This window comes from Anaerosolibacter carboniphilus, assembly GCF_014205875.1.
Classification (GTDB): Bacteria; Bacillota; Clostridia; order Peptostreptococcales; family Thermotaleaceae; genus Anaerosolibacter; species Anaerosolibacter carboniphilus.
This window is the reverse complement of record NZ_JACHEN010000010.1, coordinates 98,824-125,349: the sequence shown is the minus strand read 5'-3', so window position 1 is coordinate 125,349 and position 26,526 is coordinate 98,824. Positions and strand designations below refer to the sequence as shown.

At 40.3% G+C, this 26,526-nt stretch carries 25 protein-coding genes; 5 read left to right on the top strand and 20 right to left on the bottom strand.

The window, feature by feature from the left end; all coding sequences use genetic code 11:
• The first annotated feature begins 26 nt into the window (after positions 1 to 26).
• Positions 27 to 527, top strand: coding sequence for a hypothetical protein (locus HNQ80_RS09540; protein WP_184310415.1), 501 nt, complete (start codon positions 27 to 29; stop codon positions 525 to 527).
• Positions 524 to 685: a hypothetical protein gene (locus HNQ80_RS25585; protein ID WP_207726941.1), complete on the top strand. Its 162-nt coding sequence runs from the start codon at positions 524 to 526 to the stop codon at positions 683 to 685. Before HNQ80_RS09540 ends, HNQ80_RS25585 begins: the two co-directional genes overlap by 4 nt.
• Before the next feature lie 219 nt (positions 686 to 904).
• Here the strand turns inward: HNQ80_RS25585 and HNQ80_RS09535 are convergent, their stop codons facing one another.
• The 5 genes from HNQ80_RS09535 to HNQ80_RS09515 all read right to left on the bottom strand — a co-directional run bounded on the left by HNQ80_RS09535 (position 905) and on the right by HNQ80_RS09515 (position 5,340).
• A complete protein-coding gene (locus HNQ80_RS09535; protein ID WP_184310414.1) occupies positions 905 to 2,542 on the bottom strand; it encodes a DUF362 domain-containing protein in 1,638 nt (545 codons plus the stop codon).
• A gap of 3 nt (positions 2,543 to 2,545) precedes the next feature.
• Positions 2,546 to 2,821: a hypothetical protein gene (locus HNQ80_RS09530; RefSeq protein WP_184310413.1), complete on the bottom strand. Its 276-nt coding sequence runs from the start codon at positions 2,819 to 2,821 to the stop codon at positions 2,546 to 2,548.
• 18 nt (positions 2,822 to 2,839) lie between these two features.
• A complete protein-coding gene (locus tag HNQ80_RS09525) occupies positions 2,840 to 3,055 on the bottom strand; it encodes a 4Fe-4S binding protein (protein WP_184310412.1) in 216 nt (71 codons plus the stop codon).
• Positions 3,056 to 5,038: an aldehyde ferredoxin oxidoreductase family protein gene (locus tag HNQ80_RS09520; protein WP_184310411.1), complete on the bottom strand. Its 1,983-nt coding sequence runs from the start codon at positions 5,036 to 5,038 to the stop codon at positions 3,056 to 3,058.
• A gap of 68 nt (positions 5,039 to 5,106) precedes the next feature.
• Positions 5,107 to 5,340: a MoaD/ThiS family protein gene (locus HNQ80_RS09515; protein WP_184310410.1), complete on the bottom strand. Its 234-nt coding sequence runs from the start codon at positions 5,338 to 5,340 to the stop codon at positions 5,107 to 5,109.
• 187 nt (positions 5,341 to 5,527) lie between these two features.
• Between HNQ80_RS09515 and HNQ80_RS09510 the strand changes: the two genes are divergently transcribed.
• Positions 5,528 to 6,109 (top strand): TetR/AcrR family transcriptional regulator, encoded by a 582-nt coding sequence (locus HNQ80_RS09510; RefSeq protein WP_207726940.1) that lies wholly within the window; start codon positions 5,528 to 5,530, stop codon positions 6,107 to 6,109.
• A 152-nt stretch (positions 6,110 to 6,261) separates the two neighbouring features.
• Here HNQ80_RS09510 and HNQ80_RS09505 read toward each other — a convergent pair whose 3' ends face one another.
• From HNQ80_RS09505 to HNQ80_RS09495, 3 genes are all read right to left on the bottom strand, one after another.
• On the bottom strand, positions 6,262 to 6,567 hold the full coding sequence (locus HNQ80_RS09505) for a group II intron maturase-specific domain-containing protein (RefSeq protein ID WP_184310408.1): 306 nt from the start codon (positions 6,565 to 6,567) through the stop codon (positions 6,262 to 6,264).
• Between the two features lie 393 nt (positions 6,568 to 6,960).
• A complete protein-coding gene (locus tag HNQ80_RS09500; protein WP_184310407.1) occupies positions 6,961 to 8,196 on the bottom strand; it encodes an alpha/beta hydrolase family protein in 1,236 nt (411 codons plus the stop codon).
• Between the two features lie 56 nt (positions 8,197 to 8,252).
• Positions 8,253 to 9,029: an EFR1 family ferrodoxin gene (locus tag HNQ80_RS09495; RefSeq protein WP_184310406.1), complete on the bottom strand. Its 777-nt coding sequence runs from the start codon at positions 9,027 to 9,029 to the stop codon at positions 8,253 to 8,255.
• Between the two features lie 279 nt (positions 9,030 to 9,308).
• On the opposite strand from HNQ80_RS09495, the gene HNQ80_RS09490 reads away from it, so the two are divergent.
• The gene (locus HNQ80_RS09490; RefSeq protein WP_184310405.1) at positions 9,309 to 9,908 is read left to right on the top strand and encodes a TetR/AcrR family transcriptional regulator; all 600 of its coding nucleotides are present in this window, start codon (positions 9,309 to 9,311) and stop codon (positions 9,906 to 9,908) included.
• Between the two features lie 697 nt (positions 9,909 to 10,605).
• Here the strand turns inward: HNQ80_RS09490 and HNQ80_RS09485 are convergent.
• The 4 genes from HNQ80_RS09485 to rlmD form a co-directional block, all read right to left on the bottom strand.
• Positions 10,606 to 11,100 carry a flavin reductase family protein gene (locus HNQ80_RS09485; RefSeq protein WP_184310404.1) on the bottom strand — a complete coding sequence of 165 codons (495 nt, stop codon included), beginning with the start codon at positions 11,098 to 11,100 and terminating at the stop codon, positions 10,606 to 10,608.
• Positions 11,097 to 11,648: a cysteine hydrolase family protein gene (locus HNQ80_RS09480; protein ID WP_184310403.1), complete on the bottom strand. Its 552-nt coding sequence runs from the start codon at positions 11,646 to 11,648 to the stop codon at positions 11,097 to 11,099. The genes HNQ80_RS09485 and HNQ80_RS09480 overlap by 4 nt, the downstream gene beginning before the upstream one ends.
• A gap of 217 nt (positions 11,649 to 11,865) precedes the next feature.
• Positions 11,866 to 12,198 (bottom strand): winged helix-turn-helix transcriptional regulator, encoded by a 333-nt coding sequence (locus HNQ80_RS09475; RefSeq protein WP_184310402.1) that lies wholly within the window; start codon positions 12,196 to 12,198, stop codon positions 11,866 to 11,868.
• Between the two features lie 387 nt (positions 12,199 to 12,585).
• Positions 12,586 to 13,941 (bottom strand): 23S rRNA (uracil(1939)-C(5))-methyltransferase RlmD, encoded by a 1,356-nt coding sequence (gene rlmD / locus HNQ80_RS09470; protein ID WP_184310446.1) that lies wholly within the window; start codon positions 13,939 to 13,941, stop codon positions 12,586 to 12,588.
• 248 nt (positions 13,942 to 14,189) lie between these two features.
• On the opposite strand from rlmD, the gene HNQ80_RS09465 reads away from it, so the two are divergent.
• Entirely contained in the window at positions 14,190 to 15,551 is a 1,362-nt protein-coding gene (locus HNQ80_RS09465; RefSeq protein WP_184310401.1) for a GerMN domain-containing protein, read from the top strand.
• 307 nt (positions 15,552 to 15,858) lie between these two features.
• On the opposite strand, the gene HNQ80_RS09460 is transcribed toward HNQ80_RS09465, so the two are convergent.
• The 8 genes from HNQ80_RS09460 to HNQ80_RS09425 form a co-directional block, all read right to left on the bottom strand.
• Complete coding sequence (locus HNQ80_RS09460; RefSeq protein ID WP_184310400.1) at positions 15,859 to 16,866, bottom strand: aldo/keto reductase; 1,008 nt, start codon at positions 16,864 to 16,866, stop codon at positions 15,859 to 15,861.
• A 19-nt stretch (positions 16,867 to 16,885) separates the two neighbouring features.
• A complete protein-coding gene (locus HNQ80_RS09455; RefSeq protein WP_184310399.1) occupies positions 16,886 to 17,281 on the bottom strand; it encodes an FxsA family protein in 396 nt (131 codons plus the stop codon).
• Between the two features lies 1 nt (position 17,282).
• Positions 17,283 to 17,708: an acyl-CoA thioesterase gene (locus tag HNQ80_RS09450; RefSeq protein WP_184310398.1), complete on the bottom strand. Its 426-nt coding sequence runs from the start codon at positions 17,706 to 17,708 to the stop codon at positions 17,283 to 17,285.
• A gap of 135 nt (positions 17,709 to 17,843) precedes the next feature.
• Positions 17,844 to 19,601: a pyruvate kinase gene (gene pyk / locus HNQ80_RS09445; RefSeq protein WP_184310397.1), complete on the bottom strand. Its 1,758-nt coding sequence runs from the start codon at positions 19,599 to 19,601 to the stop codon at positions 17,844 to 17,846.
• A gap of 19 nt (positions 19,602 to 19,620) precedes the next feature.
• Positions 19,621 to 20,583: a 6-phosphofructokinase gene (gene pfkA, locus HNQ80_RS09440; RefSeq protein WP_184310396.1), complete on the bottom strand. Its 963-nt coding sequence runs from the start codon at positions 20,581 to 20,583 to the stop codon at positions 19,621 to 19,623.
• Between the two features lie 106 nt (positions 20,584 to 20,689).
• Entirely contained in the window at positions 20,690 to 20,878 is a 189-nt protein-coding gene (locus tag HNQ80_RS09435; RefSeq protein ID WP_184310395.1) for a hypothetical protein, read from the bottom strand.
• 275 nt (positions 20,879 to 21,153) lie between these two features.
• Entirely contained in the window at positions 21,154 to 22,812 is a 1,659-nt protein-coding gene (locus HNQ80_RS09430) for a nucleoside kinase (protein WP_184310394.1), read from the bottom strand.
• Between the two features lie 197 nt (positions 22,813 to 23,009).
• A complete protein-coding gene (locus tag HNQ80_RS09425) occupies positions 23,010 to 26,519 on the bottom strand; it encodes a DNA polymerase III subunit alpha (protein WP_184310393.1) in 3,510 nt (1,169 codons plus the stop codon).
• Positions 26,520 to 26,526: the final 7 nt, after the last annotated feature.

The following is a 26,526-nucleotide window of genomic DNA, read 5'->3' as shown; positions in this document are numbered from 1 at the left end:
AATGCATTTTGAAAGGAGCGTCTTTTTTGAAAAGAATTGACAGGACAAAGGCTATTGTGTTTATAATTGTCCGGCTATCCATAATTATAGCCGCTGCAGTAGCTGTTATAAATAAAAACTGGACTTATCTCGTCATGTCTATACTAACATTGTTAGTCATGTTGTTGCCATCCATATCTGAAAAGAAACTTAAACTTGATTTCCCAAGTGAATTTGACATCGTTGTCGTACTTTTTATTTATGCAGCGTTATTTCTTGGTGAGTTGAATTCATTTTATGATAGGTTCTGGTGGTGGGATACCATGCTTCACAACTTTTCAGGTCTTATTCTCGGAAACATCGGGTATGCTTTGGTAAGTTATTTAAACGGAAACAACAACATAAACATACACTTATCTCCCAAATTTGTTGCACTTTTTTCTTTTTGCTTTGCACTGTCCGCAGGTACCTTTTGGAAATCTATGAATTTTCAATGGACTCATTTTTCGGCTTCAATATGCAGCGGACAGGCCTTGATGATACGATGAAGAATCTGATTTTAGATGGTCTTGGAGCTTTATCATTTGCTGTGCTTGGATACTATCACCAGCGCGGCAAGATAAACCTGATATCAAAATATATTATAAAGCATGACAGTAAACAACCTGCTTCAGATCCTAATCACAATCAAAGTATAAGTGCGTAATTCAAATATCAGCAATGTTAATGGAGATATATACATGAACATACTTGTTACTTTAAATTCAAATTATATCAAACCCTTGAGAGTCATGTTGAACTCTCTTCTGGTCAATAATCCCGAAGAGAGTTTTGACATTTATATCATGCATTCAAGCCTTACGGATAAAGATCTGAATTATATAAATCAAATTCTAGGGGATACTAACTGGCTTATTACATCATCTTAAAGCGGTATTGCCTTTATATTTTTCAGATTATTTTTGATTTGTTCCGGTGTATGCTTCATAGGTATATAAATCCAGTCTTTTTTCTTGTCTTCCTCTGAAATATATTCCGGCTCAAATATTTTATCACTAAATGCATCCATTGGAATATCCACAACATCCCCTGCTTTTACAATTTTCCGCACTGCAAAATATTTTTGGATCATTCCGACGATTATCAGCGGCAAACCTTCATTTTCCATAGACAGCACAGGCAAAGGCAGCTTCGTTAATTTCAATAGCTTGGTGGTAAGCTCGCTGACATTGCCACAGGTATTTGTAAAAATATCACAGGCTCCTGCAGCCCTGTGTGAACATGAGCCGACGCATATCTTTTTACAATTCAGTTTTTTCAAGTCATCTATATCATAAGGTTTTCCCGTTGAATCAAACCAAAACCTTTTACCGTTGGATTCTACCCCGTCCCCAATTACTACTCCCAGACTAAACTGTGTATTGGCATTTTTTGCCCTGAGGAACATTTCAAAATTCATGGCCAGCGTTGCCAAGCATCCGCCTCGACAGCTTTGTTCTATCTGTACAACCATCTCAGGTGAAACGGAATGTATGTCGCAAACCCTGGGCGCCCGACTGTTGGTGTGGCCAATATACATTTTTATATTGGGCCAGTTATTTTTGAAACGGTCACTAAGAAGGCTGCAGTCAGCCGACCTAAACTTTGTAATTTTTTGTACTCCGATAATCTCAACATTTGGATCACCGAAGCCCCTTTTAACAGCTTCAATCATCAACTCATTCTTTTCAGGATCAAATCCCATCATCCGGGTAACAACACGGTCTACTTCAACACTGTTTGTTCCAGTGACAATCGTACCCACCTTTACGGGATCTACCGGACCCGGGGTCAGGCCCTCTCCGCCGATAATGCCGTCAATAACAGTCAAATCCGGTCTAAAAAGATACAGCAGGTCTGTCAGCTTTTTGTTGATCTGCCATGTATGATTACGGTACCTCATATTCTGCGCCAAAGTACCCATTGCATTCTTGAACCCGAGGGTTACTTCGGTATAAAGGTTTGTTTTCATTTTAGGCACGGAAACATATAACATTTTACCATGCACCACTTCGCTTATGATACGAGGTATAAAGACCTCTTTTTGAACCTCTGCTTTCGAAATATAATACCGGTCGATTGGTTGTTCCTCAAAGGGGATTATTTTTGTGCCATAATGCCTGGCAATCCTGTCATATCCCGTTTCCTTAAAGTAAGCTCTTGTCATTCCACCGCCACTGCCCTCGCCAATTGTGATATCGCAATTCAATTCCGAAAGGTAGGATATAACAGCCTCAAATACACGCGGATCGGTAGTTTGCGGAATATCATAGCCCAAACTGTAGCAAGCTTTTCTCATTACACCCACCAAATTGGGTTTTACCAGAACCTTTTTTCCGGTGAACCGGGCTTTGAAACCGGTGCTTCTATCCAGGGTATCCAGGCTTTGATATACTGCTTCACGAATTGCTTTCACATCCAGCCTGTTGAAATAGGGCGCCCGACCGTAATCGTAAGGCAATACCACATAATTATGCATATAATTGAGCTTTTTTGCCGGTGTGACCACTACAGCATTTTTCATCTTCTATACCCCCTCATAAAAATCGACATCGGTAAGTGTATCTTCTTTGATCTTCTTGCGCAACGGAAGCCACCAGTTATACCCGTATATCATACACATAATAACACTTACCAACGGTGGCACACCAAAAGTCCTGCCTGTTCTCCAACCTACAACAACGAGTTCAACAAAGTGCAATCCAAGTAGAAACCAGCATAAATACGGGAAACCGGTTACCCATAGGATCACTGAAATGATCCATAGGATTATGTTAAGAAAATAATTGATCCATTGCTTCATTTTATTCCCCCCTGTTATTTAGAATTGTAAGATCTCAACACATTCCACAGGACATGCTTTGGAGCATAATCCGCATCCGGTACACTCTTCTGCTTTTACCAGTTCAGGATAGGCTTTATTATACTTATCCAGCTTTATTTTTTCCAAACGAAGGATACTGAACGGGCATGCCTGAACACAGCAACCGCAAGCCATACAATTTTTGTACTCTATTACCGGTTTCCCTTTCGCCATCTAAAACCCTCCCTCATACAAACTTACCTTACCGTCTTCGGGATTCGTAAGCGGTACACCAGTAGCCTCATCCCACCCCATGTTCTTCCAATAAAGCCTCATCATATCGTCTATCAATACCGTTCTGCCCTTCAAAGGCCCAGCCTTCAACGGTGGTATACCAGCCATCCTGTCTGCCATTTTATAGCTTTTCGGGTCTACTCCATGCTTTATATTAAAGCTCTGCCTGAGGGACTGCATCCTTTTGCCTATTTCCATGTATTCGTCAGGACTCTTGTTCCAGCCCGTTACGGCATTCAGCATTTCAAAAAGCTTCCAGTGCTGAACACCCATTGCTGCTGCGAAGTAGCAACCTCCAGATCCGTCATAAAGCTGTTTGTAGCAGGAATTTGCTACAGCTTTCAATGCTTCCTCATCAGAGGGTACATATTCTTCGTCTTTAGGGTATTTTATTACCTTCGGCGCCCATGTAACTTTTTGCCACAGCTGATAAATATTATAGGCCTGACTGCTGCCGATTGTATGCCTGCCCGGGGTTGGCTCCACACTGTAATGTACTCCCAGCATAGGGTCAAACCTTGAATCATGCATACCTGGCTCCTGCCCGCCCGCATGGACAGCATACCTCTGCGAGCCTTTTCCTATTTTGGCGGATGCGACCTTTACCCCATCTGCCAGGATATTTCCAAGGCCTTCCCTCGCTATCATTTTCTCTATCAGTTTTATTATTGCTTCCGAATTACCCCAGGTAAGCTCTAACCCATCCGTATCAGTTTTTGCCAGAATCCCGTTCTCATAACATTCTATGGCAAATGCCGCAGTTGCCCCGGCAGAAATACTGTCCATACCGGCCCTGTTTAAAATTTCATTTATGTAGAATATCATGTTGAGGTCCTTATTCATCAGCAGTCCGCCAAAAGCGCAGCAGGTCTCATATTCAGGCTTATGGGTATGCTTCATTTTACCGTCTCCGATGTCATCTATATTGCATATTCCTCCGCAGCCAACAACACATGAATAGCAGTGATATTTTTGAAATTCGCGGTTTATTATATTATCCGGATTCAAATTCTTATAATAGGATTTGTCATAGTCTTCTACAGAACCTGCCCAGTTCTTCAAAGGGGAGTCTCCCGATACCACACCCATCGTATTGTTGACCGGAGTGCCCCATCGTTTCATCATCATTGCGGACATTATGCCATCCACAGCTGAGACATTTTTTCCACCCATCACTACTTTTCCCATCATTGGTAAAACACTGCCCCCTATTATTCCGGGCATGTTTTGTTTCCGAACTTTTTCTGAATACTCTTTACTAATGCTTCTTATTCCCTGGGGGTCTTCGCAGGATATAGCTTTGGAGCCAGCCAACACAACCGCTTTCAACCTTTTTGATCCCATTACGGCACCAACGCCTGACCTGGCAGCGATTCTTCCCCTGTCATTTACAATACCCGAAATAAGTGAGCAATTCTCCCCTGCTTGTCCAATTAATGCAATACAGGGCTTTTTCCTTACCCAGTTTTCTTTTTCCAGTATTTCTTCCGCTTCAACGGTATCCTTACCCCAAACATGTGATGCATCCTTTATTTGAGGCCCTTTATTATCAACATATAAATACACCGGTTTTTCGGATATGCCTTTAAAAAATATTCCATCATATCCACATTGTTTTATCGCGGGTGAAAATGTACCTCCACAGTTGGCATCACCCCACCCGCCTGTAAGAGGCGACTTGCATACAGCCATCCACCTCCCTGTCATAACGCTGCCTGTACCCGTAAGCAGACCGCTCACAAGGCCCAAAACATTATCAGGCCCCAAAGGATCAGCGTATGCCGGTATTGTATGATAAAGCACATACGCTCCCAGGCCGACCCCTGAAAGATAATTTTCATATACTTCTTCCGACAGCTTATGCTCTTTCATTGTTCCGTTGGAGAGATTAACAAACAATATTTTTCCTGTATACCCTTTCATGCGCTATCCCCTTTCATTTCCTTATGAAGCCATTACTGTTTTCTAAGCAATTTTGACTGCTTACTGTGTCAGCCTCCCGCCATCATAGGTAAAAAACTGACAACATCTTCGTCCTTCAATAATTCATCTTTTGCCACCATATTGTAATTTACTGTAAAAACCATTATTGTTAGGAGATCAGAAGGAATCTCCAGCTTGTTGAAAACAGCCTCTACGGAAGAATTCTCCTCCAGTTCCATGTAACCATCCTCGTCAATGAATTTAAAACTGCAAAAGCCCGGTGCATATACCTTAACCTTCATAATCCCATCCTCCGTATACAAAACAGTGAAACTATTATTTACAGCATTCGTAAAAACTGAATCTGATTCAATTTTATCATTATGAATATAACGAGTCAATATAATAATAGCAAACTCAATGTAGCACTAAACTAAACATATATGCTATAATTCTTTTATCATAGTGAATGGAGTGTACATGGATAGTATGGAAAAGACAAAAACAGAAAAAGGGCTTAATGCAAAGAAAAGTATATATGATACGGCAATAAAACTAATGAACTCGCAAGGATATGAAAATGTTTCCATTAGCGATATCTGTAAGAGTGCAGGTTTTTCCGTAGGTAACTTTTACTACTATTATAAATCCAAGGTTGATATATTGGTGGAATATGTCCATTTACATAACGAAGAATTGCTTGAGTATCATAATAGCCTGGCAAATCATATATATATTGACAGAATAAAAATGCTTACCCTATATGCAATGGAAAAAAAGGATCAGCTCGGCAAAGATTTTGTCGCTAAATTATTCGCGATAGATTTTATGGATAAAAATCTATTAATGCTCAGCAGTCATGTTTACTTTAAAATTATCTGCGAATTGGTTGAAAAAGCGCAAGAAAACAACGAAATCACAAAAAAGCTTTCAACTAAAGATATTTCCGATCTTTTAATAAATAATAATTATGGTCTGCTTGCCTCCTGGCTTTACACTGAAACAAGATACAGTTTGAAGGAAGCAGCAGAAAAAAATCTTGATATATTATTGGGATTTCTGGTAGTTTGATTCATAAGTGCAGGCATGCCTGTTAGTCTATCACTAAATTAACAGGCGGGTGAGTAAATGCAACGCTTTGTGGGCTCTTGCCTTCATTGCAGTTGCGCTCCTCTCAGAACCGCGCTTGCGCAATTACCGCACACGGCTCCCCATATCATCATTCACATAATATAGCTTATTTCCGGTCGCAGTTCGTAGATGTTTACAGTGGTTTTAGGTCTTGCCGGCGGGTATTTCTTGAGAAATAGCACATATTTGTCCCAGTTGAAGCCTTTCTTCTGGCTTTTCCTGTTTAGTGCCTTATACAGTATGCTTCTAACTTCGTCAAGGAACTTACCCATCATTATTGAGTTATCTGTAACTCCATAGTATCGGTAGTATCCTTTTAGTTTTACTGCTAATTTCTTCATTATCTCAACCGTTGATGTTGTTAGGTCGTCCCTTAACCATGCTTTGCATCTTTTCAAACTCCTTGCTTTGTATCGCTTGTTATACGTACTCCAAACTTATGTTTGAAGAGCAAATAGGGTCTCCCGAGTTACCGTATCATACCGATGTATAGCATGCCGAGTTCTTCGACCCCGAGGAAGTTATGACATTCTCACCTTAGCGATTGTCGCAATGTTGCTTTCTGCATAGGCAACGGCATCAGCCTTCCTGTTTCTTAAGTATTTCGAGGCTCAATCACTTCAACCTTCCGGCTTTCGGCCTACTATCTTGTCTGCCTACGCTTAAACGCAGCAGTTACCTGCTGCGCTCCAAGGCTGACTACGGACGGCTGGTTAACCTTACCCGATGGGCTTCCCACCCACTATATGATCCGACATTGCTCGGACGTACTACCTGCCACTTATCTACCATCAAAGCCGTTCGTCGAGCCAGTCGAACAAATACTCTGTCGCAGTGGCGTAACCTCCCATTTGGCAATGTGACTGTGCGGTAGTGGTTTCATCAAACAACATGTAGTCCTTTGGGCACTTTAGGGCATCATAGAACTTTTGCGCCGCACCATAGTTAATTTCTGCCGTTCCATCCATGACGAGTGTCTGGCATGTAATTTTGTCTACGACAGAAGTGTTGTCATAGGCTTGAAGAGCTTGGATCACATCCTTAACCGAATTCGGCACACCATGTTTCCACGCATAGTCGCTCACTAAACTGCTCACCTCCGACGGGAGCTCATGGGGTTGTAAGTGACTGATTTTTTGTAAGTGACCGATGATTGCACCTCCCCAACTGAGGTTCCCCGAATCGGCGATGCATACTTTGATCCGTTTCTCGAAGGCCGCGACCCGCGGAACCAGAAAACCTCCGAAACTCAAACCCATGAGACCAATTCTTGACGGATCTATCCCCGGAATTTTCAGCGCGAAGTCGACGACTGATCCCACTACATTCTCCCAGTCGTGCCGAAATGGAATGTTGTTGAGCCTTAATGCAAACCCTTGACCGGGACCATCATATATTAGGCAGTGGATCCCTCGACGGATGGCGCCATCGTAAACCCAACGCGTATCTTCGGCAAAGGTGTCCCGGCCCGGTGTGATGATGAGCAGCGGAGCATTGTCTCCCGCAACAGGTGATCTGTAGAAGTGTCCCGGAAGAAAACTGTTTTCATAAGGAACCTCAATATACTCTCCAGGGTAACCGGACAATTCAAGGTACTTCTCATAGCACTTTATACTTGCAAGTGCATAGTCTTTCATACGAGAATCATCGGGCTGGCTAAAGAACATCAGGGAGCTACGCCAGTAAGTCGATGCCCGAAGATATGCAGTGGAGGCAGTAACCCGTTTGTCTGTGCTTTCTGCCTTTTCAGCTCGATCTTGCAGTCGTTGGGCTACGGCGCCCCAGGCCCTGATCCATCTCTCTTCGTCACTCGCTTTAAGCTGCCCCACTACTTCGAGAACCTCTCCAAGGTCCGACATGCCGTATTGCATCAGTCCGAGGATATGTTTCACTAAGGCATCCATTAATATATTCTTGCTAAACTTGACGGATGTCCAATGTTGCCCTGAAAAATTGAGATCGCTCAGGTTCACCGTGCCTGCTTGGCTCCCATTGATTTTGTTGGTGTTCTCGTTTTGAAGTGTCATGATAGATTCTCTCCTTCTCGTTAAATCACGCGTTTTGTGATAGTTTCAAGTATGCATTACGTCTTTGGGAACAAATCCGACGCTTTTACATCCGGATGCCTGTACTGCTTTCGTTTCTCAGTTATGCTTTTGTATTCAATCGCCTTCACTGGGCACCACTGTATACAAGCCATACAACGTTCACAGTTTTCACCAAACCGTGGCCTGCCTTCAACCATTGTAACGTTGCGCATTGGGCATATCTTTACGCACGTTTCGCAACCCGTACATTTGTCTGTCACATGGTAGTCTTTTGCAAACTTTTCATAGCCGGTCATTCTTTCGATTAACGAAGGCTTTGGGGGCCTGGCGTTTTCTTCACTGGAACGGATTGCACCTTTTTCTTTTATACTATGGGCAATCCGCTCCGCTTTCTTTTTTGCTTTTTTAAGCATAAAGCGTTGGAGTCGGGCAGGCCAAGCTCCATACATAGCTATGTAGTTGCCCGGCATCCGGACAGGAAAGCCTGCTTTCAGACGACCGCCGCGCTCCGCGATAAGCCTGCCTAAACTGTCAAAAGACCCGCCGTGCATGGCTCCGGCAGTAATTACAGCGAAAACATACTGTGTTTTGCTAAAATTCAGTTTCCTGACAAACCGCTCGATGATCGGCGGCAAGCTGCTAAAGTAAGCTGGAAACGCAAACCCTACACACTCGTATGGGAGGTCGATGTGCTCTTCTTTCATTGCATCCGCGATTAGGATAATTTTCGTATCGCCGAGTTTCTTCGCGATGTCCCATGCCACTGCAAGGCTGTTTCCCGTGCCGGAGAAGCAAAAAATAATATTTCCCACAAAAAATCTCCTTCTTTCTCTTCTTGCGAGAGCATTTTATATTTTCATCATGAATCCAACTCATGTCGTAGAAGGAATGGATTCATGCTGTTTCATATTAGCCAGTTCAGCTCTTTTGCTATGGATGGCTCGTTTGACATTTCCTATATTTGATGCTACTATTTTATTAGATATTCGTTGATTATTCAATGAACGATAATTATCTTCCGTCGAATAATCAACGAATCCTTTATTTTGTTGATTATTTATACATTCAAGTATTTTAGGGGAGTGCCTAGAATGAATAAAATAACTAAAACATCAAATATTTCTAGAGATAATAGTCAGAAAACTGATTTAAGGGTTAGGAAAACGAAACGTGCAATCTATAATGCATTAACAGAGTTACTTCAAAAAAAGAGTATTGATAAGATCACTGTGTCAGAATTATCAGAAAAAGCTGAGATTAATAAAGGAACCTTTTACTTACACTACGTAGACATTTATGATTTATATCAGAACGCCCTAAATGAACATCTTAAAAAAATTGTTGACAAGATTGATTTTATGGATCTGTTTTTTACAAATCCAGATAAGTTTTCCAGAAACCTGGTAATGCGTTCTATTAAGAAGTCTATATTTGAGAATGATCCTTTCTTTTCAAGAGATAATGCTTCATTCAGTCAAAGTGCACAGTTTTACTTTTGTAATGCCTTAGCCACTAAAGTTCTAGAAAGCAATCAAATACCAGCAACTCTCGAAAATGAAATCAAGCTAAAATTCATTTTTTCAGGTTCCGGTTCATTACTGCGCTATGATTCTCATGAGGATACAGAACTTATCATCAATGTTATTTCCAATACAATTAAAAACCTCTTTCCTGAGTTTTATCAAAGATAATATTCAATTATGAGTTTTATCTGGAGGTTTTGGATTAACCATATTCAAATCAAGTAGGAAGATAAGCATCATCAACTGCTCAAGCTCCTGTAGCTCTGAGCCATACATAAAAAATTCTGACATCATCGTCTTTCTCTCTTTCTGATTTCTTGAAATAAAAAAAGAGGCAGAGTCTGTAGGTCATTTAAGTTGGCCTAAAAACTATGCCTCATAATTATTCACTTATTCAATATTCAATTGTGCCTTCAAAGCTAACGCAAAACCATCGATTTTTTCGAATTTGCCCTATGTCATCTATAAAACACCCCAAAAAACCGGATCAAAAAATGCACTTTTCGACCCGGTTTTTTGCTCATTTTTTGCTTCAAAACCACACATCTTGTGGTCAAACCCTACTTTTTCTCCTTCGAACCACAATACGTCATCAGAACTATCGCTTCCACGTGCCTTGAGTAGACAAAAATGATGTCGTGAAGACCTAGTGGTGCCTTGGCGGTAGTGTAAATTTGGCAAAAACCTTTTTTAATGCAACTTCTATTAAAGATAGTTAGTATCATAACTGTCTACGGCTATGATTATCCTAGCCAATTACCTATACTAAGAATACTTTCATTTACAAGATTTCTACACTCCAACGCTTTCTCAATACGCAGGTACTTGGTATGAGCATGTGGCTTTCAATAACCTGAATCCCATCCTAAATAATTCTAGTGATTTCTGCGAAGTATAAAGTGTGGTAATCCTCATTGCTATAAATATTATTAAGGATATCACTTCTTAAATTTGAAGATGTAACAATCTGCTTATATACGATATTACATTCTAGCACCGTTTTACATCCAGTGATGTATATTGCACCAGAATCTGTTGAAGCTGTTTTGAAATTGCATTTCTCAAATTTGTCTACTTTACGACCACTTGCTTTACCACATATTTCTAACTCCCTTAGCATTTCAAATTTCTTTGGGATGTTTATAGTAAAAACATCTGAACTCTCAAGCAATTCTTTCGTATGCCGTGTGCCTCTGACAAGTACCATTGCCATAGGCATTTGCCACATGTATCCAATCAGTGCACAGCCTATGGTCATTACATTTATCTCCTTTTCATTATTGCTAACAAGGAAGCAACCTTCATGAAGCTGAGATACTAAATCATTAACCTTATTTTGATAATTACTATTAGTCTTCATTTAATTTTCCTCAAGTATTCTGTAGAACTCATAACATCTGAAAAACCGCGACTCAGTGCAGCCATAAAAGTGGATTGAACTATATTTGCAGCTATAGTTTCGCCGCTGAAAACCAGGTCTCTCGTTGCACAGCAATCATAAAGAAGTATATTGGAATATCCTAAATCATAAGCTGCTCTAACTGTTGTATCTACGCAATGCTGTGTCATCATACCTACAATCACTAATTCTTCAATTTTCTGTAATCGTAAAAACTGATGTAGTTCCGTATCTCTGAAACTATTGGGAGTGTGTTTGATAATAACCGTTTCTCCTTCAATTGGCTCAATTGCTTTATAAATCTCTGAACCGAGTGTTTCTGGCTTAAAAAATGTAGCACTCTCTTTCATGTTAATATGCTTAATGAATACGACTAAATCTCCTTCTGCTCTAAACTTGCCCAGCACACCCTGAATGTTTTTCGCTGCCATGTTAGCATTAGATAACGGATAAGCCCCATTATCAAAATAATCATTCTGAACATCAATAATTAGTAATGCCTTTTTCATAACTGTCCTCCTTTAATTAAGCATCTATATTGAACGTAATAGAGAATTTACATCGACAGATAATACTTATATTCACGTTCAATATGCAAGTTTCGTGCTTGATTATATTGCTTATATTGAAAGAACATTAGCACGAAACATATAGTATGTATAACAAATAAATTGTACCAATTATTCATTCATTTTTGAATTACCTACTTTTTTGTTAGTATCAAATTCACGGACTTATATTTTCGTTCATGTACTCTTTTCCTATAGATTGCAATATATTGATAGCTTCAATAATTCTTTGTCCTCTTTCCGCTGTAAGACTATATTCAACTTTTAACGGGTAACCTTCATATTTTATTTTATTAACTACCTGAAACTCAATTAAATCAGCTAAATCTTGTATCAGCATTTTCTGATTAATCCCTACAATGCACTTTTCAAGTTCAATTAAAGATTTAGGTCCGTGTTTTAGTTGATATAATATGATCGTCTTCCATTTTCCTCTAAGAAAATCATGTACTATTTCAAGTGGGCATGTGTATCGTTGTCGAATTTTCATAAATAAACCTCCTCTTGATTATCCTTTACCGACCAGAGGGATGCCACCCATCTTCAAAATACGCCCATTCTTTCTGCTTGATGCCAGTATCTGTTGATACAGGTCTCTACTCCTTCAACACTTGTTTCACCAATCTTCATTTTATGTTAACCCGAAAAGAACGATACCCGACCATTATTATTGCCCGGTCGAGGAAAATACAAAAAATTGTTTACATGCCCGAAAACGGTAGAAAAACCTAACTCAATGGTGTCCAGTTTATCGAGAAAAGTTCAGCTGAGCTTGTTTTCACTTCGTTTGTAGGTTATGACATCATTTTATCGTTTCAAAGGTCACATGATCATTATAAAGGTAGAAAATCGTCTAAATCCTTGACCTGCAATGGTTTCAGACACGCTCAATTTTCACAACCGCTTCGCAATGTGTGGTGTGAGGGAACATATCTACAGGCTGTACCTCTACAGTCCTGTAGCCCCTTTCATCCAAATACTTCAAATCCCTAGCCAAAGTACTTGGGTTACAGGAGACATAGACTACTCTTTTGGGATTCATCTTCACAATGGTATCCAGTACCTCTTCTTCACATCCTTTTCTAGGTGGATCTACCACCACTACATCGGCAGTAATTCCTTTTTTGTAAAGCCGTGGGACCACTTCTTCTGCCTTCCCTACAAAGAATTCTGCATTCTCCACGCCATTGATCCTTGCATTTTCCTTGGCATCCTCGATGGCGGCATCCACGATTTCTATACCATAGACCTTTTTTGCCTTCTGAGCTAAAAATAGGGAAATGGTGCCGATACCGCAATATACATCAAATACAGTCTCCTCTCCTGTCAACCCCGCATATTCCAGGGCCTTTTCATACAATACCTTGGTCTGCATAGGATTTACTTGGAAGAAAGATAGAGCGGAGATATGAAACTTCAAGCTTCCTATATAATCTACGATCTTATCATCACCAAATAGGGTAATACATTCGTCCCCTAGTATTCGGTTGGTCTTTTTCATATTGATGTTTTGGACGATGCTCTTAATCTCGGGAACTTCACTAATCAATGCTTGAATGAGTTCTTCCTGATGAGGAATTTTTCTTCTATTGGTGATCAATACGATCATGATCTCTCCGGTGGTAAACCCTACTTTCGTAAGGATATGACGGATCAAACCCATACCGTTCTCCTCATCGAAGGCGGATACCTTATATCGCTCCATATATTCTCTTAGGACTTCTACGATTCGGTCGTTGACTTCATGTTGAATGTAACAGCTGGAGGTATTGACGATCTCATGGGTTCCCTTCTTGTAGAATCCGATCGCCACTTCATTGTCTAGATTGCCCACAGGAAATTGTGCCTTGTTTCTATATCGGCTAGGCTCTTCCATTCCCAAGGTATCGTGGATCAATACCCCTTCCAACTTCCCAATCCGTTCAATGTTGGCTTTTACCGTATTGGTCTTTAACCGCAGCTGCTCTTTGTAATCGATGTGCTGCGTTTGGCATCCGCCACAGGTATCGGCGATAGGGCAGACAGGGATGATTCTACTGGGTGATGGCGCTACCAACTTAATGATTTTTCCCACGGCATAGTTTTTCTTTACCAATTCGATCTTTACCCTCAGATCATCTCCCGGCACACCGCCTTGGACAAATACAGTAAACCCTTCAATGCGGCCAATCCCTTCGCCGTTATGACCGATATCATCTATATGTACTTCGTAGATTTTGTTCTTTTCAACGATATTGTTTTTCATTTTTTTCTCTCCTTGCATAAATCTCTGTATGAATACCCCTCATAATTTCCTTGATTTTTAGATCCTTCGCTGACGCTCAGTATAACAGAAAAGGGTTGCTCTTGATATGAAAAATAAATTTTCCTAGAATTTGGATAAAAATGTGAAGTTAGTCCCCTTTTCCCTTTTAAAAAAATCCCTTATAATGAAAGTAGAAAATAAATCTTGGACAAGCTTTGAATTTAAGGAGGAATCTTATGCTTCGATCACTATTAAATCTTTGTCTTGTAGGTATTATTTGCGTTACGGCAACAACTATCCCTATCGAAAAAAATGGCTTAAATATGAATGTTTCATTCAAATTGCCCAAAATCCAAATGCCAAAATTCCAAGGGCCTAAGCTGCCAACCAAAGTTTCTCCTGCTGAGCTTGTCTATGCTGGCGATTCAGAAGTTTTTGATCTAGAAAACCCTTCTAGCTATTCGTTTTACATTCGAAGCAGTAAACCACAAGCACTAACCTATGAATCAGATAATCTACTGATCCTTGAGATTCTTCAGGACAACCAAACGATAAAAACATTATCGGCTTCTGATTTTGTTCAAACAGCTCCAGAAAATAAAAACAACATCGAAGACCAAGCGGCGTATCAGTTGGATTTATCCCAACAAAAGCTTGGGTTACCTGATGGAAGCTATGTTTTCCGCATCTATGGTACCGCCCAAGAGCTAAAACAGCTAGAGCCATTGGCTTTAAACATAACCTATTCTACCATTTCTCCTTATATCCCTGCAACCAATATAGCAGGCAAAGGAAAAATGGGAGTAACATTGTTCTTCCCTGATTCTCAAAACTCACAGTATATGGTTCCTGTAACCCGCTTTGTTACTTCAAGTCGTGCGCCACTGAGAGCTACCATTGATCAAATGAGAAAAGGATCTGATGTATTAGGCTTCCAATCCTCCATCCCTGGTGTGAGTAAGATTCAAATCCGTCAAGGTACTGCGATCCTTCATCTAGGCTCTGACTTAGAGAGTTTCAATCAAGATGCTGCTGGAAAAGTTGCTGTAAAGAGCTTTGTCAATGCTATGACAGCTATACCTGGTGTTAACAAGGTAAAGTTCTTAGTAAACGGAAAAGAATCTGATAATATTTTCGGCGGTATGAGCACGCGAGAAGTTTTCAGTGCCGATATCAATCCTAAGGTATACCTTGGGTTAAATCAGCAGCAAAACAGAACACTCCTTGTTCCAGTCAGCCTGAGTGATCAAAACATGATCTATGAAAATATCTTTCATGCATTAAGAACTGGTGAAGTAGGCGGGCAAAAAGTAGCGGGTCTAATGGCACCGATTCCTCAAAAAGTGAATCTTGTCAGCCATACCTTAACAGAGGATCAACTGATATTGAATTTATCCAAAGAATTTACGAGCGTATACATTGATCGCCCTGATTTACAAAAAATGATGGTAGATGCCATTGTTTATAGTTATACCAGCATCATCGTCGTAAACAAAGTGCAAATCCTTGTAGAAGGTCAACCTGTAAATACATTGGGAGATATGAATCTAGCTGATAGTATGAAAAAGCCTTTATTTATCAACCCAGAAGTTCAGTAATGTAAAAGAGAAAGATGAATCACCATCTTTCTCTTTTTTATACATTATAAGGTTTAGAATCAACAAAGTGTCGTTCTTATACATCAAATCATGCCGTTCAACGGATGGACAGGGTCGTCCATCCCTACGCCCATCAATGAAACCTTCATCGAGGTTCGATAATTTTCCAAAAAAATATGGCACCAAAATTTCTTGTGCCACGAAAATTAGAATCAGTTACCACTTTCACTTTTAAACAAAAGCTACTATAGATTATTATACATAATTTAGAACTTTATACCAATAAATCTGTGTTAATTTTGCAAATCTAGGACAAATTTTCCTTAACTCTTTGCAGCATTTTACGAATTGGTAAATCATAAGGGCATTTAGGTTCACACATGCCGCATTCGATACAGTCGCTTGCATTCTTTCCTACGGCGACATATCTCTCCTTCGCCCAATCCTTTAGGTCATATCTTAAATAATACCCTTCCAAAAGAAACTGCGTCGATATATCAATTCCTTGAGGACAAGGCCCACAGTATCCACATCTCCTGCAAAAAGTCTCGCCTAATGCTAGGGCAATCTTCTGGATTTGTTCTCTTTCTTCAGAGGTAAGGGGTTCCTTTTGCTTGCCTACAGCAGCATTTTCTTCAATTTGATTCAGACTATCCATTCCTGGAATCGCTGTTGTAACATTAGGATTTTCTACAATATATTTCAGAGCTAAGCTACCCTGATCTATGGCACCACCTGCCATGGGCTTCATAACGATAACCCCAATATTTGCAGCCTTGGCCTTCTCGAAAAGTGCTGCTCCTTGATTTTCAACGATATTATAAGGAAACTGAACCGTAGAAAAATATCCTGATTCTATGGCTTTCTCCAACATATGGACATCATGGGTGGTAAAACCAATATGTCCAATCTTTCCTTCCTGCTGCGCCTCTAACAATGCTCTATAGGCTCCATTCTCTCCCATGACTTCATCATATTGTTCTTGCGTTCGAACGTTATGCAGTTGATACAAGTCTATATAGTCAGTCTGAAAGCTCCCTAAACTACTTGCCACATCTGCTTTCATGGCGTCATAGCTTCTTGCCATGGATTTTGTAGCAATCACCCAATTCTCTCGTTCACCTTTCCGCCCATGTCCAATCAACGTTTCACTAACCGTATAACCTTTTGCAGAATCGATAAAATTGATGCCCAGTTGAGAAGCCTTTTGGATCATTTTCCTTGCCATCTCCTGATCCACCCGCTGTAACGGAATACCTCCAAAACCGATGACGGACACTGCTAGTCCCGTCTTTCCTAAAATTCTTTTTTCCATTTCGTCTCATCCCCTATCATTACCATCGGAAGTAGAAGTTTACCCTTCCTTCATCAATCATCTTTTTAAATTTATTCTTGATATATATTTTTACCACATGTCTGGTGGCTGGAATCACGAGGATAAATCCTGCTGTATCGGTCAAAATCCCCGGGGTAAGAAGCATGGCCCCTCCAATTAATACGCACAATCCATTGATTAATTCATCTCCTGGCATCCTTCCCTCCCCCATCTCCAGTCTGATTCGAGACAGGATTTGATTGCCTTGGGATTTGGCCAAATAAGCGCCCAGAACCCCTGTGAAGATGACAATTCCCAAAGTATAACCCAGTCCAATGTATTGATTTAATTTAAACAAAATAGCCAGTTCTACCAAGGGTACCATCGTAAAGAGTAAAATAAGACGCATTAGCATGTCACTCCACCTCTTTCATGCAATCTTGTAGAATCTCCCATATTTTTGGATTCATCTTCTTAAAATTTACTGGTTTTAGGCTTTTGTCAACAAAAGCATGAATCGTTTTTCCCGTAGCCAATAACTCTCCATCTTCTTTATGAATGACTTCATACTGAAATTCTATCCGTATACCCTTCAATCCTTTGATTGTTGTTCTGATCAATATTTCATCATCATATTTTGCAGGTGTTTTATAGATACAGCCGCTTTCAATAACTGGCAAAATCATTCCTTCTCTCTCCATCTGGGCATAGGTATATCCCAAGGATCGAAAAAACTCTGATCTGCCCACTTCAAACCAGGTATAATAATTGCCATTGTATACAACACCCATCTGGTCGGTTTCCTCATATCTTACACGAATCCATGCGTCATTTACATACATCTTATGCACCTCCTTGATATTCAATACCCTTTTCCTAGGACATATAACCTACTATTTGATTATATCCTATTTATAAGCTTATGCAAACAGCCGAACCTTTATCGGTTCGGCTGTGCACTTCTACTTCTAAAATTTTTATAATACCCTGGCTTTTCCTTGGTACACCAATCCTCTGATGCTGTCAACGGTTACCATCATTTCATCTTTTAATATGGTCGTAGCATTGGCGGTGCCCACAATCACAGGAATACCTAAATGTAAGCCAACGATGGCTGCATGGGAGGTCAATCCGCCTTCTTCAACAATGATGGCTGCTGCTCTTTCCATGTACTTCACCATGTCTTTGTCAGTAGCTACGGCAACCAATATGTCACCGTCATTGAATTTAGTTTCTGCCTCTTCAACATTGTTCACGATGGACACCTTGCCAACGGCAGAGTTTTTACCGACACCCATACCCTTTACTAGGATTTCACCTACAATATGAACCTTGATCGTATTTGTTGTACCAGCCACACCTACAGGTACGCCTGCAGTAATAACGATCAAATCTCCGCCTTTGATATGACCTGTATCAAGGGATTTCTGGATTGCTGCATCAAATACTTCGTCGGTAGATTTTGCTTCTCGAATCACCACAGGATAAGTGCCCCATGTCAAAGCTAACTTTCTAGCTACTTTTTGCCCTGTCGTCGTAGCAATGATCGGTGCCTTTGGTCTAAACTTGGAAACCATTCTTGCTGTATGGCCTGATGAAGTCGCTGTGATAATGGCTGATGCCCCTAAATCTTGCGCAGTCGTACAAGTAGCATGGCTGATAGCATCTGTAATGGTTTTGTCCTTACCGATTCCCTTTTCTTTCAAAATCTGCTCATAATTAAGGGAGGCCTCTGTAGTTTTTGCAATATTGGCCATGGTACTTACCGCTTCAATAGGATACTTTCCTGCGGCTGTCTCTCCAGATAGCATGATGGCATCTGTTCCATCAAAAATGGCATTGGCCACATCAGTTACCTCTGCTCTGGTAGGTCTTGGATTACGAATCATGGAATCAAGCATCTGAGTGGCTGTAATGACTGGCTTACCTACTGCATTGCACTTTTTGATAATCATCTTTTGCACCAATGGTACTTGTTCTGTTGGGATCTCAACGCCCAGGTCTCCTCTGGCTACCATAATTCCATCGGATATTTCGATGATTTCGTCGATGTTGTCTACACCCTCTTGGTTTTCGATCTTCGATATAATCTGGATATCTCCAGCATTATGGGCTTCTAAAATTTTTCTAATTTCTAATACATCGGAAGCTTTTCTTACAAAGGATGCCGCTATGAAGTCGATATCATTTTGGATACCAAACACAATATCATCGGTATCCTTCTGCGTAATGGCTGGTAAATTGATTTTTACCCCCGGGACATTTACGCCCTTGTGGTTCTTTACCGTACCCGAATTTTTTATTGAACATTTAATGTCTGTATTTTCAATGACTTCTAACACCTCTAGACAGATCAAACCATCATCGATCAGAATGCTATCTCCCTTTTTTACATCCTGAGGAAGTTCTTTATAGGAAATCGTACAGATATTTTCATCACCTGGAAGATCTCTTGTAGTCAGGGTATACTCTTTTCCCTCTTGCAGGAAAGCCTCTCCATCTTTAAAGTTTCCTGTTCTGATTTCTGGTCCCTTGGTATCCAATAATATGGCCACAGGCAAACCTAATTCTCCCCTTACTTCCTTCACTACCTCAATACGCTTTAAATGCTCTTCATGACTTCCATGAGAAAAATTTAAACGAGCCACATTCATTCCTTGGAGGATGATCTTTTCCAATACATCCTTTTTCTCACTAGCTGGCCCTATGGTACATACAATTTTTGTCTTTCTCATCCATGTCCCTCCTCATTTTCTAAATTGATAATATTTTTGCCAATTCAAACATATCTTTATTGATTTCTTTCTTTATGGAAAGAGCTTCTGAAATATCTAAATCAATAATTTCATTACCTTTGATGCCCACAACACGGCTGGTTTTGTTTTCCATCATCAGTTGCACTGCTCTGCCACCCATACGGCTTGCCAGATTTCTGTCAAAAGCTGTTGGACTTCCGCCCCTTTGTATATGCCCTAGGGTTGTCAGTCTTGTATCTGCGCCCGTTTTCTCTACAATGGCCTTCGCAAGCTCGTTGGCATCATTCAGTACACCCTCAGCCAGAATAATAATGCTATGTAGCTTTCCACGATTTCTTCCTTGAATCAGTCTTTTGCAGATCTCATCGATGGAAAACGGCTCTTCTGGTACGATAATACTTTCTGCACCGCCAGCCAATCCTGCATAAAGGGCAATATCTCCACAATGTCTTCCCATTACCTCCACAATGTTGGCTCTTCCATGGGAAGTGGATGTATCTCTAATGTTACTGATGGCATTGACCACCGTGTTGACTGCTGTGTCAAATCCAATGGTATAGTCAGTATAGGCCAAATCGTTGTCGATGGTACCTGGCAAACCAACGGTACTTATACCAGCTTGACTCAGTTTCTCTGCTCCCTTGAATGAACCATCGCCTCCAATTACCACAATCCCTTCTATACCGAAGATCTTGATGACATTTAAAGCCTTATTAAATCCTTTTTCTGTTCTAAACTCATCGCTTCTTGCAGTTCTCAGCATGGTACCGCCACGATGAATGATATCTGCCACCGAGGATAGATTCATATCTTCAATGTCTCCATTGATGAGTCCCTCATAACCTCTTTTAATCCCTACCACTTTTATATCATGATAGATGGCTGATCTCACCACAGCTCTTATGGCGGCATTCATTCCTGGTGAATCACCACCACTTGTTAGCACCCCAATTTTTCGCATGTTCTTTCGAGTCCCCTTTCTTAATACTATGTATTCAGATATTTCTAAACATTTCTTAAGGGAAAGTCCCTTTTAAAAAAGGTCTTTCCCTTAGTATAGCTCTTTCTTATAAGCCTAGGTCAATTAAAACCTCGTGTACTTCCTCTACTTCCCCATTCGGTACCAGTACTTCATATACCCGATTTTCTTCCTTACCGATCGGCCTAATTTTTACTAAAAATCCTTCTTCGCTTAAGGTAGTCTTAATCTTATCCGCGTCTTCTTGACTATGTGCCATATATACAACAGTCCACATCCATAGGCCCTCCTCTTTGGAGTAGTAATTTTGTTTATATTTTAATCTAAAATCAAGTTAATTTCAATATCGGTACTATATATTCTGTAAAATAATGTCCTTTCTATGTATAGATTATATCATCCGTATCAAGAAAGGTGTTACTTTTTATTATAGTCTTTCCATTATTATTTTTCTTCATTACGATATCTCCGCATAAAGCCCGTGCTTTTGATCTCCAATAAAGACAAAAGCAACGGATATTCGTTGCTCTCATCTCTGTATTCATCATTATGTTACTCATAGAACCAGCTTCCACCGATAAACTCACGAATCAATGAGTTTTTGGGGATGAGGCAATCATCTACAATCGATAGAAAATAGCTTAAAAATTTAAGAAGCCGCTTTGCCTCAGAATATTCCTTCTCTTCCATGCTTATCTCCAATAGAAGGGGTTCAATATGCTTTTTTAAAACAGCCAACTCGTAGATTAAGGATGAATTGAACATGATATCAGCATCTTCTTGGTAAGGGAAAATATACTTTTCTTCTCCTCTGCGAACCGATTCCCATAGTTTTAATGTATCCAGAGCAGTTTTCCCACGATATTTATTATCTCTTATAATTCTTCTGATCAATCGTGTATCTGTGGTATTGATCCTGTTATGATCGTCGATGTTTAATTGGGTTAATGCACTGATATATATCTTGAATTTCTTGTCATGGGGAATATCTTCCGTCAACCGCTCATTCAGTCCATGAATTCCTTCAATGATAATGGGTTGATCCTCTTTTACTTTTAAGAAACGCTCCTTATATTCACGAATGCCCTTTTGAAAATTAAAGCTTGGGATTTCCACGACTTCACCAAGGATGAGTTTCGTAAGGTGCTCATTAAACAAGTCTACATCCACCGCTTCCAATGCTTCAAAATTATACTCACCCTTTTCATCCCTTGGTGTGAGTTCTCGATTGACGAAATAATCGTCGGTTGATAGGGATACAGGATTTAAGCCATTCACCTTTAGCTGAACGATGAGCTTTTGCGCAAATGTAGTTTTCCCAGAGGAGGATGGCCCAGCAATCAGCACGATTCTTTTCTTTTTTTGGGTAATTAGATCTGCAATATGAGCTATTTTTTTTTCATGAAGGGCCTCGGCAACGCGGATGATTTCACCATGTTTTTTGTGCTCAATCAAGTGATTCAAACTGGCCACATACTCCACGTTCATAATTTTCGCCCAATTGGCAGATTCCTTAAAAATGGCAGCCATTTTATGCTGTTCATGATACTCAGGCAATTGATTTGGATTGGATTTTTCCGGATGGATTAAAATAATACCTGGCATGTAGTACTTTAGTTTGAATAGCTTTAGATAGCCCGTGCTCGGTACCATATATCCATAGAAATAATTTTTCAGCCATCCACAGGAATAAATATTGATATCAGTTATGGTCTTATAATCAAGGAGCTTAATTTTAGGATCAAGATGCCATTCTGCAAAGATCTCCTTCGCCTCCTCAATGGTCGTGTTATTTTTTGTAATGGGCTCATCCCGTTCAACGATCTCCTTCATCCTCGCCTCAATCTCTAAAACATCTGATTCGTAGATGGGTCGCTTGTAGTGAATTTCACAATATAATCCTCGACTGAGTGAATGCTCAATGGTGACCTTGCTGTCTGGCAGTATTTCCATGGCTGCCCGAATAAATACAAACACCAGGCTCCTTTGGTAGATCCGTATACCGTCGATTTTTGTTAAATCGATAAATTCAATGTTTGCGGCTTCGTTTACAACATAATTTAGTTCTTTCAGATCATTATTCACTTTCGCTGCCACAATGGGTGTTCCATATTGATGTTTATATGTATTGCTCAGTTCCAAAAGTGTCATCCCTTTTTGTATTTCGACGCTTTCTTTGTGGTCAATCATAATATGAATTCCTTCTTCCATGTTGTGGTACCTCCCCTCTTTCACTCGCCCAAGCTATACTGCACACATATGGGTTCATATTCAACATCTGAAATACGCTTACCATTATCAGTATATTATCTTCCCCTTTGTCCTGTGCCAATTTTAAATGGGAACTTGATCACAAATAGAAAGAACAGGGTATAAACACACCCTGTTCTTAAAATAGCAACATATGATTAACTCACTTTGATACAATCACGCCCTAGTAGTTGGGCTAATTCCTCTAATAAGCTGGGATTCAATTCTACCCACAGATTCTTCTCCGCCTTCATTTTCACAAGCTTGGAATCTTCTCCCTCCACATAGAGATAGACAGGTATATCTCCCTTCCACTTGCTTAAAGTCGGCTTAATCTGTTCCAGCATGTGCATACCTTTTTCCTTACTGATTTTTAAAGAGAGTTTCTGTCCCGGGACTTTTGCAGAAGCAGCAGCCCCTTCCCCTTTGTTTTTTTTCACCAAGGGTACTATTTTTTCTGCAATAATTTTAGGTTCCTCATCTTCTTTCATATTGATCCTACCGTCAATCACCACGGCACTATCCTCCGTCAGAAGGCTCACATGTTTTTCGTAGACATTTGGAAATACAAGGACTTCCACAGATCCAAATAAATCCTCCAGGTTCAAAAATGCCATCATGTTGTTGTTCTTTGTTACTTTATTCTGTCGATGAACAATCAAACCCGCAATGCGGACGAAGGATCCATCTTCTAAGTCACTGTTTTCAAAATCTTCCTTTAACTCCATCAACTCTCCGGTGCTCACGGTAGAGATTTCTTTGATTTCCTCAGCAAATTCAGCCAATGGATGTCCACTGATGTACAATCCCAACATTTCCTTTTCCATCATCAAAAGAATCTTTAATTGGAATTCCGCCACTTTGGGAAGCATTTCTTCTCCCATGGTCTGCGGTATCACCTCTTCAAAGGCACTGAAGAGAGATACCTGTCCATCAATATTCCGTTTCCGATCCTGATGAATTCCATCCAGCACCTTTTCATAAATAGCCAAAAGCTGGGCTCGGTTTGCGCCCATATGGTCAAAGGCACCACATTTAATGAGGCTTTCAATGGCTCGCTTGTTCATTTCTTTTGTGTCTACCTTATCACAAAAATCCATAAAGCTAACAAACTTACCTTTTTGATCCCTCGCCGTCACAATCGCTTCAATAACTGATAAACCCACGTTTTTGACAGCCATCAAACCAAACCTAATTTTCCCGCCTTCCACAGTGAACTTCCCATAACTTTCATTCACACTGGGAGGCAATATTTCAATACCTAACTTTTTACAATCCTGAATATATTGAGCCACCTTGGAAGCATTCCCCATGACACTGGTAATCAATGCCGCCATAAACTCTACAGGATAGTAGTATTTCAAATAGGCAGTCTCATATCCTAGAACAGCATAGGCCGCCGCATGGGATTTATTAAAGGCATACTTGGCAAAATCAATCATATCGTCAAAAATCTGGTTCCCAATCTCCTCCGGTACACCATTTCGAATACACCCTGGGTTCTCTAGATTTCCGTTCTCATCTTCTTTGCCATAGATGAAATATTGTCGTTCCTGCTCCATCACATCCATCTTCTTCTTTCCCATGGCCCGGCGAACCAAGTCACTGCGTCCATAGGAATACCCGCCTAAGTCTCTCACCACTTGCATTACCTGCTCCTGATAAACCAAACAGCCATAGGTAACATTCAGGATGGGCTCCAGCTTCGGATGAAGGTACTTCACCGCAGTAGGATTATTTTTATAGGCAATATATTTCGGAATAGAATCCATAGGGCCCGGTCTAAAAAGTGAGATGCCCGCGATAATATCCTCAAAGCAGTCAGGCTTCAAATCCTTCATAAATTGACGCATGCCAGAACTCTCCAACTGGAAGACCCCTAAGGTGTCGCCGCGGCTGATCATCTCATAAACCTTCTTATCATCATAATCCATTTTTGAAAAATCAATTTTGATACCATAGTTTTTCTCAATCAAGTCCAAGGCATCCCGTATTACCGTAAGATTCCTTAAACCCAAGAAATCCATCTTTAATAATCCCAGTTCTTCCAATGTCCCCATGGTAAACTGGGTGGTGATGCCATTGTCATGCATGTAGAGGGGCACATACTCATCCACAGCCTCTTTAGAAATTACTACACCTGCTGCATGGGTAGAGGCATGTCTTGGCATCCCCTCCACAGCCCTGGCTGCATCTATCAAATATTTAGCTTCTTGGTCCTCATCATACAGATCCTTTAAGCTCTTGTTTAGTTCTAATGCCTTGTCAATAGTTACACCCAATTGGAAGGGGATCTGTTTCGCAATCTGATCCACCCTGGCGTATGGTAAATTTAAAGCTCTTCCTACATCCCGAATGGCAGCTCGGGCCGCCATGGTTCCAAAAGTAATGATTTGTGCAACCTTCTCCTGCCCATACTTTCGTATTACATAGTCGATAACCTCTTGTCTTCTTTCAAAACAAAAATCAATATCAATATCAGGCATGCTGATTCTTTCTGGATTTAAAAATCTCTCAAAAATGAGGTTATATTTTATGGGATCAATATCCGTAATCCCCAAAGTATATGCCACAATGCTGCCTGCGGCGGAACCACGACCAGGCCCTACCATGATATTATGTTCTTTAGCATAGCGTATGAAATCCCACACGATGAGAAAATACTCCACATAACCCATGTTTTCGATAGTATTTAACTCATAATCCAGTCGGTCTACCAATTCCTGACCATAATCCCCATATCTTTCTTCCAGTCCTTTATAGCAAAGCTCTCTCAAATATTTTTTCTCATCATATCCATCGGGCACATCATATTTCGGTAGGTGAATCTGATTAAAGTCGAATTCCACATTGCATAATTCAGCGATCTTTACAGTATTTTCTATGGCTTCTGGTGCATAGGGAAAAAGTTTTACCATTTCTTCTGGTGACTTTACGTAAAATTCCTCAGAAGGAAACTTCAAACGTTCTTGATCCTCCAAGGTTTTTCCTGTCTGAATGCACAGCAGTACATCATGGACATGGGCATCTTCTTTTTTGAGATAATGCACATCATTAGTAGCTGCCAATGGAATATCGATTTCTTTACTTAACCTCATCAATCCGTGGTTTACCTTTTGTTGTTCCTCAATGCCATGATCCTGGAGTTCTAGATAGAAATTGCCCTTTCCAAATATGTTCTCTAATCTGAGGGCTTCCTTTTTGGCACCCTCATAATTATCATTCATCAACTCCCGTTGAATACTTCCAGCCAAGCACGCACTTAGGGCAATAATTCCTTCACTGTGCTTTTCCAATAGGGATAAATCAATTCTGGGTTTATAATAAAAACCATCAATATAAGCCATGGAAACCAGCTTCATGATATTTTTATATCCTGTCATATCCTTTGCCAAAAGAACCAAGTGTCCTTGGTTCTTATCCTTTACAGGATCCTTATCATACATGGTTCTGGCCGATGTATATACCTCACAACCAATGATGGGCTTAATGCCATGTTTTTTAGCTTGTTTGTAAAAATCAATGACCCCAAACATGGAACCGTGATCCGTAATGGCCACTGCTTTCATACCCAGTTCCTTTACCAGCTTCATCAATTGAGAAATTCTTGCGAATCCATCTAATAAACTATACTCTGTATGAAGGTGGAGATGAACAAAATCTTTCATAGGCGCC

What these genes read in the sequence shown, in the direction of transcription:
- HNQ80_RS25585 (WP_207726941.1), top strand. Translation starts at nt 524, where the DNA reads ATGAAGAATCTGATTTTAGATGGTCTTGGAGCTTTATCATTTGCTGTG.
- HNQ80_RS09535 (WP_184310414.1), bottom strand. Translation starts at nt 2,542, where the DNA reads ATGAAAAATGCTGTAGTGGTCACACCGGCAAAAAAGCTCAATTATATG.
- HNQ80_RS09530 (WP_184310413.1), bottom strand. Translation starts at nt 2,821, where the DNA reads ATGAAGCAATGGATCAATTATTTTCTTAACATAATCCTATGGATCATT.
- HNQ80_RS09525 (WP_184310412.1), bottom strand. Translation starts at nt 3,055, where the DNA reads ATGGCGAAAGGGAAACCGGTAATAGAGTACAAAAATTGTATGGCTTGC.
- HNQ80_RS09520 (WP_184310411.1), bottom strand. Translation starts at nt 5,038, where the DNA reads ATGAAAGGGTATACAGGAAAAATATTGTTTGTTAATCTCTCCAACGGA.
- HNQ80_RS09515 (WP_184310410.1), bottom strand. Translation starts at nt 5,340, where the DNA reads ATGAAGGTTAAGGTATATGCACCGGGCTTTTGCAGTTTTAAATTCATT.
- HNQ80_RS09510 (WP_207726940.1), top strand. Translation starts at nt 5,528, where the DNA reads ATGGAAAAGACAAAAACAGAAAAAGGGCTTAATGCAAAGAAAAGTATA.
- HNQ80_RS09500 (WP_184310407.1), bottom strand. Translation starts at nt 8,196, where the DNA reads ATGACACTTCAAAACGAGAACACCAACAAAATCAATGGGAGCCAAGCA.
- HNQ80_RS09490 (WP_184310405.1), top strand. Translation starts at nt 9,309, where the DNA reads ATGAATAAAATAACTAAAACATCAAATATTTCTAGAGATAATAGTCAG.
- HNQ80_RS09485 (WP_184310404.1), bottom strand. Translation starts at nt 11,100, where the DNA reads ATGAAGACTAATAGTAATTATCAAAATAAGGTTAATGATTTAGTATCT.
- HNQ80_RS09480 (WP_184310403.1), bottom strand. Translation starts at nt 11,648, where the DNA reads ATGAAAAAGGCATTACTAATTATTGATGTTCAGAATGATTATTTTGAT.
- HNQ80_RS09475 (WP_184310402.1), bottom strand. Translation starts at nt 12,198, where the DNA reads ATGAAAATTCGACAACGATACACATGCCCACTTGAAATAGTACATGAT.
- HNQ80_RS09465 (WP_184310401.1), top strand. Translation starts at nt 14,190, where the DNA reads ATGCTTCGATCACTATTAAATCTTTGTCTTGTAGGTATTATTTGCGTT.
- HNQ80_RS09460 (WP_184310400.1), bottom strand. Translation starts at nt 16,866, where the DNA reads ATGGAAAAAAGAATTTTAGGAAAGACGGGACTAGCAGTGTCCGTCATC.
- HNQ80_RS09455 (WP_184310399.1), bottom strand. Translation starts at nt 17,281, where the DNA reads ATGCTAATGCGTCTTATTTTACTCTTTACGATGGTACCCTTGGTAGAA.
- HNQ80_RS09450 (WP_184310398.1), bottom strand. Translation starts at nt 17,708, where the DNA reads ATGTATGTAAATGACGCATGGATTCGTGTAAGATATGAGGAAACCGAC.
- pyk (WP_184310397.1), bottom strand. Translation starts at nt 19,601, where the DNA reads ATGAGAAAGACAAAAATTGTATGTACCATAGGGCCAGCTAGTGAGAAA.
- pfkA (WP_184310396.1), bottom strand. Translation starts at nt 20,583, where the DNA reads ATGCGAAAAATTGGGGTGCTAACAAGTGGTGGTGATTCACCAGGAATG.
- HNQ80_RS09435 (WP_184310395.1), bottom strand. Translation starts at nt 20,878, where the DNA reads ATGTGGACTGTTGTATATATGGCACATAGTCAAGAAGACGCGGATAAG.
- HNQ80_RS09430 (WP_184310394.1), bottom strand. Translation starts at nt 22,812, where the DNA reads ATGGAAGAAGGAATTCATATTATGATTGACCACAAAGAAAGCGTCGAA.
- HNQ80_RS09425 (WP_184310393.1), bottom strand. Translation starts at nt 26,519, where the DNA reads ATGAAAGATTTTGTTCATCTCCACCTTCATACAGAGTATAGTTTATTA.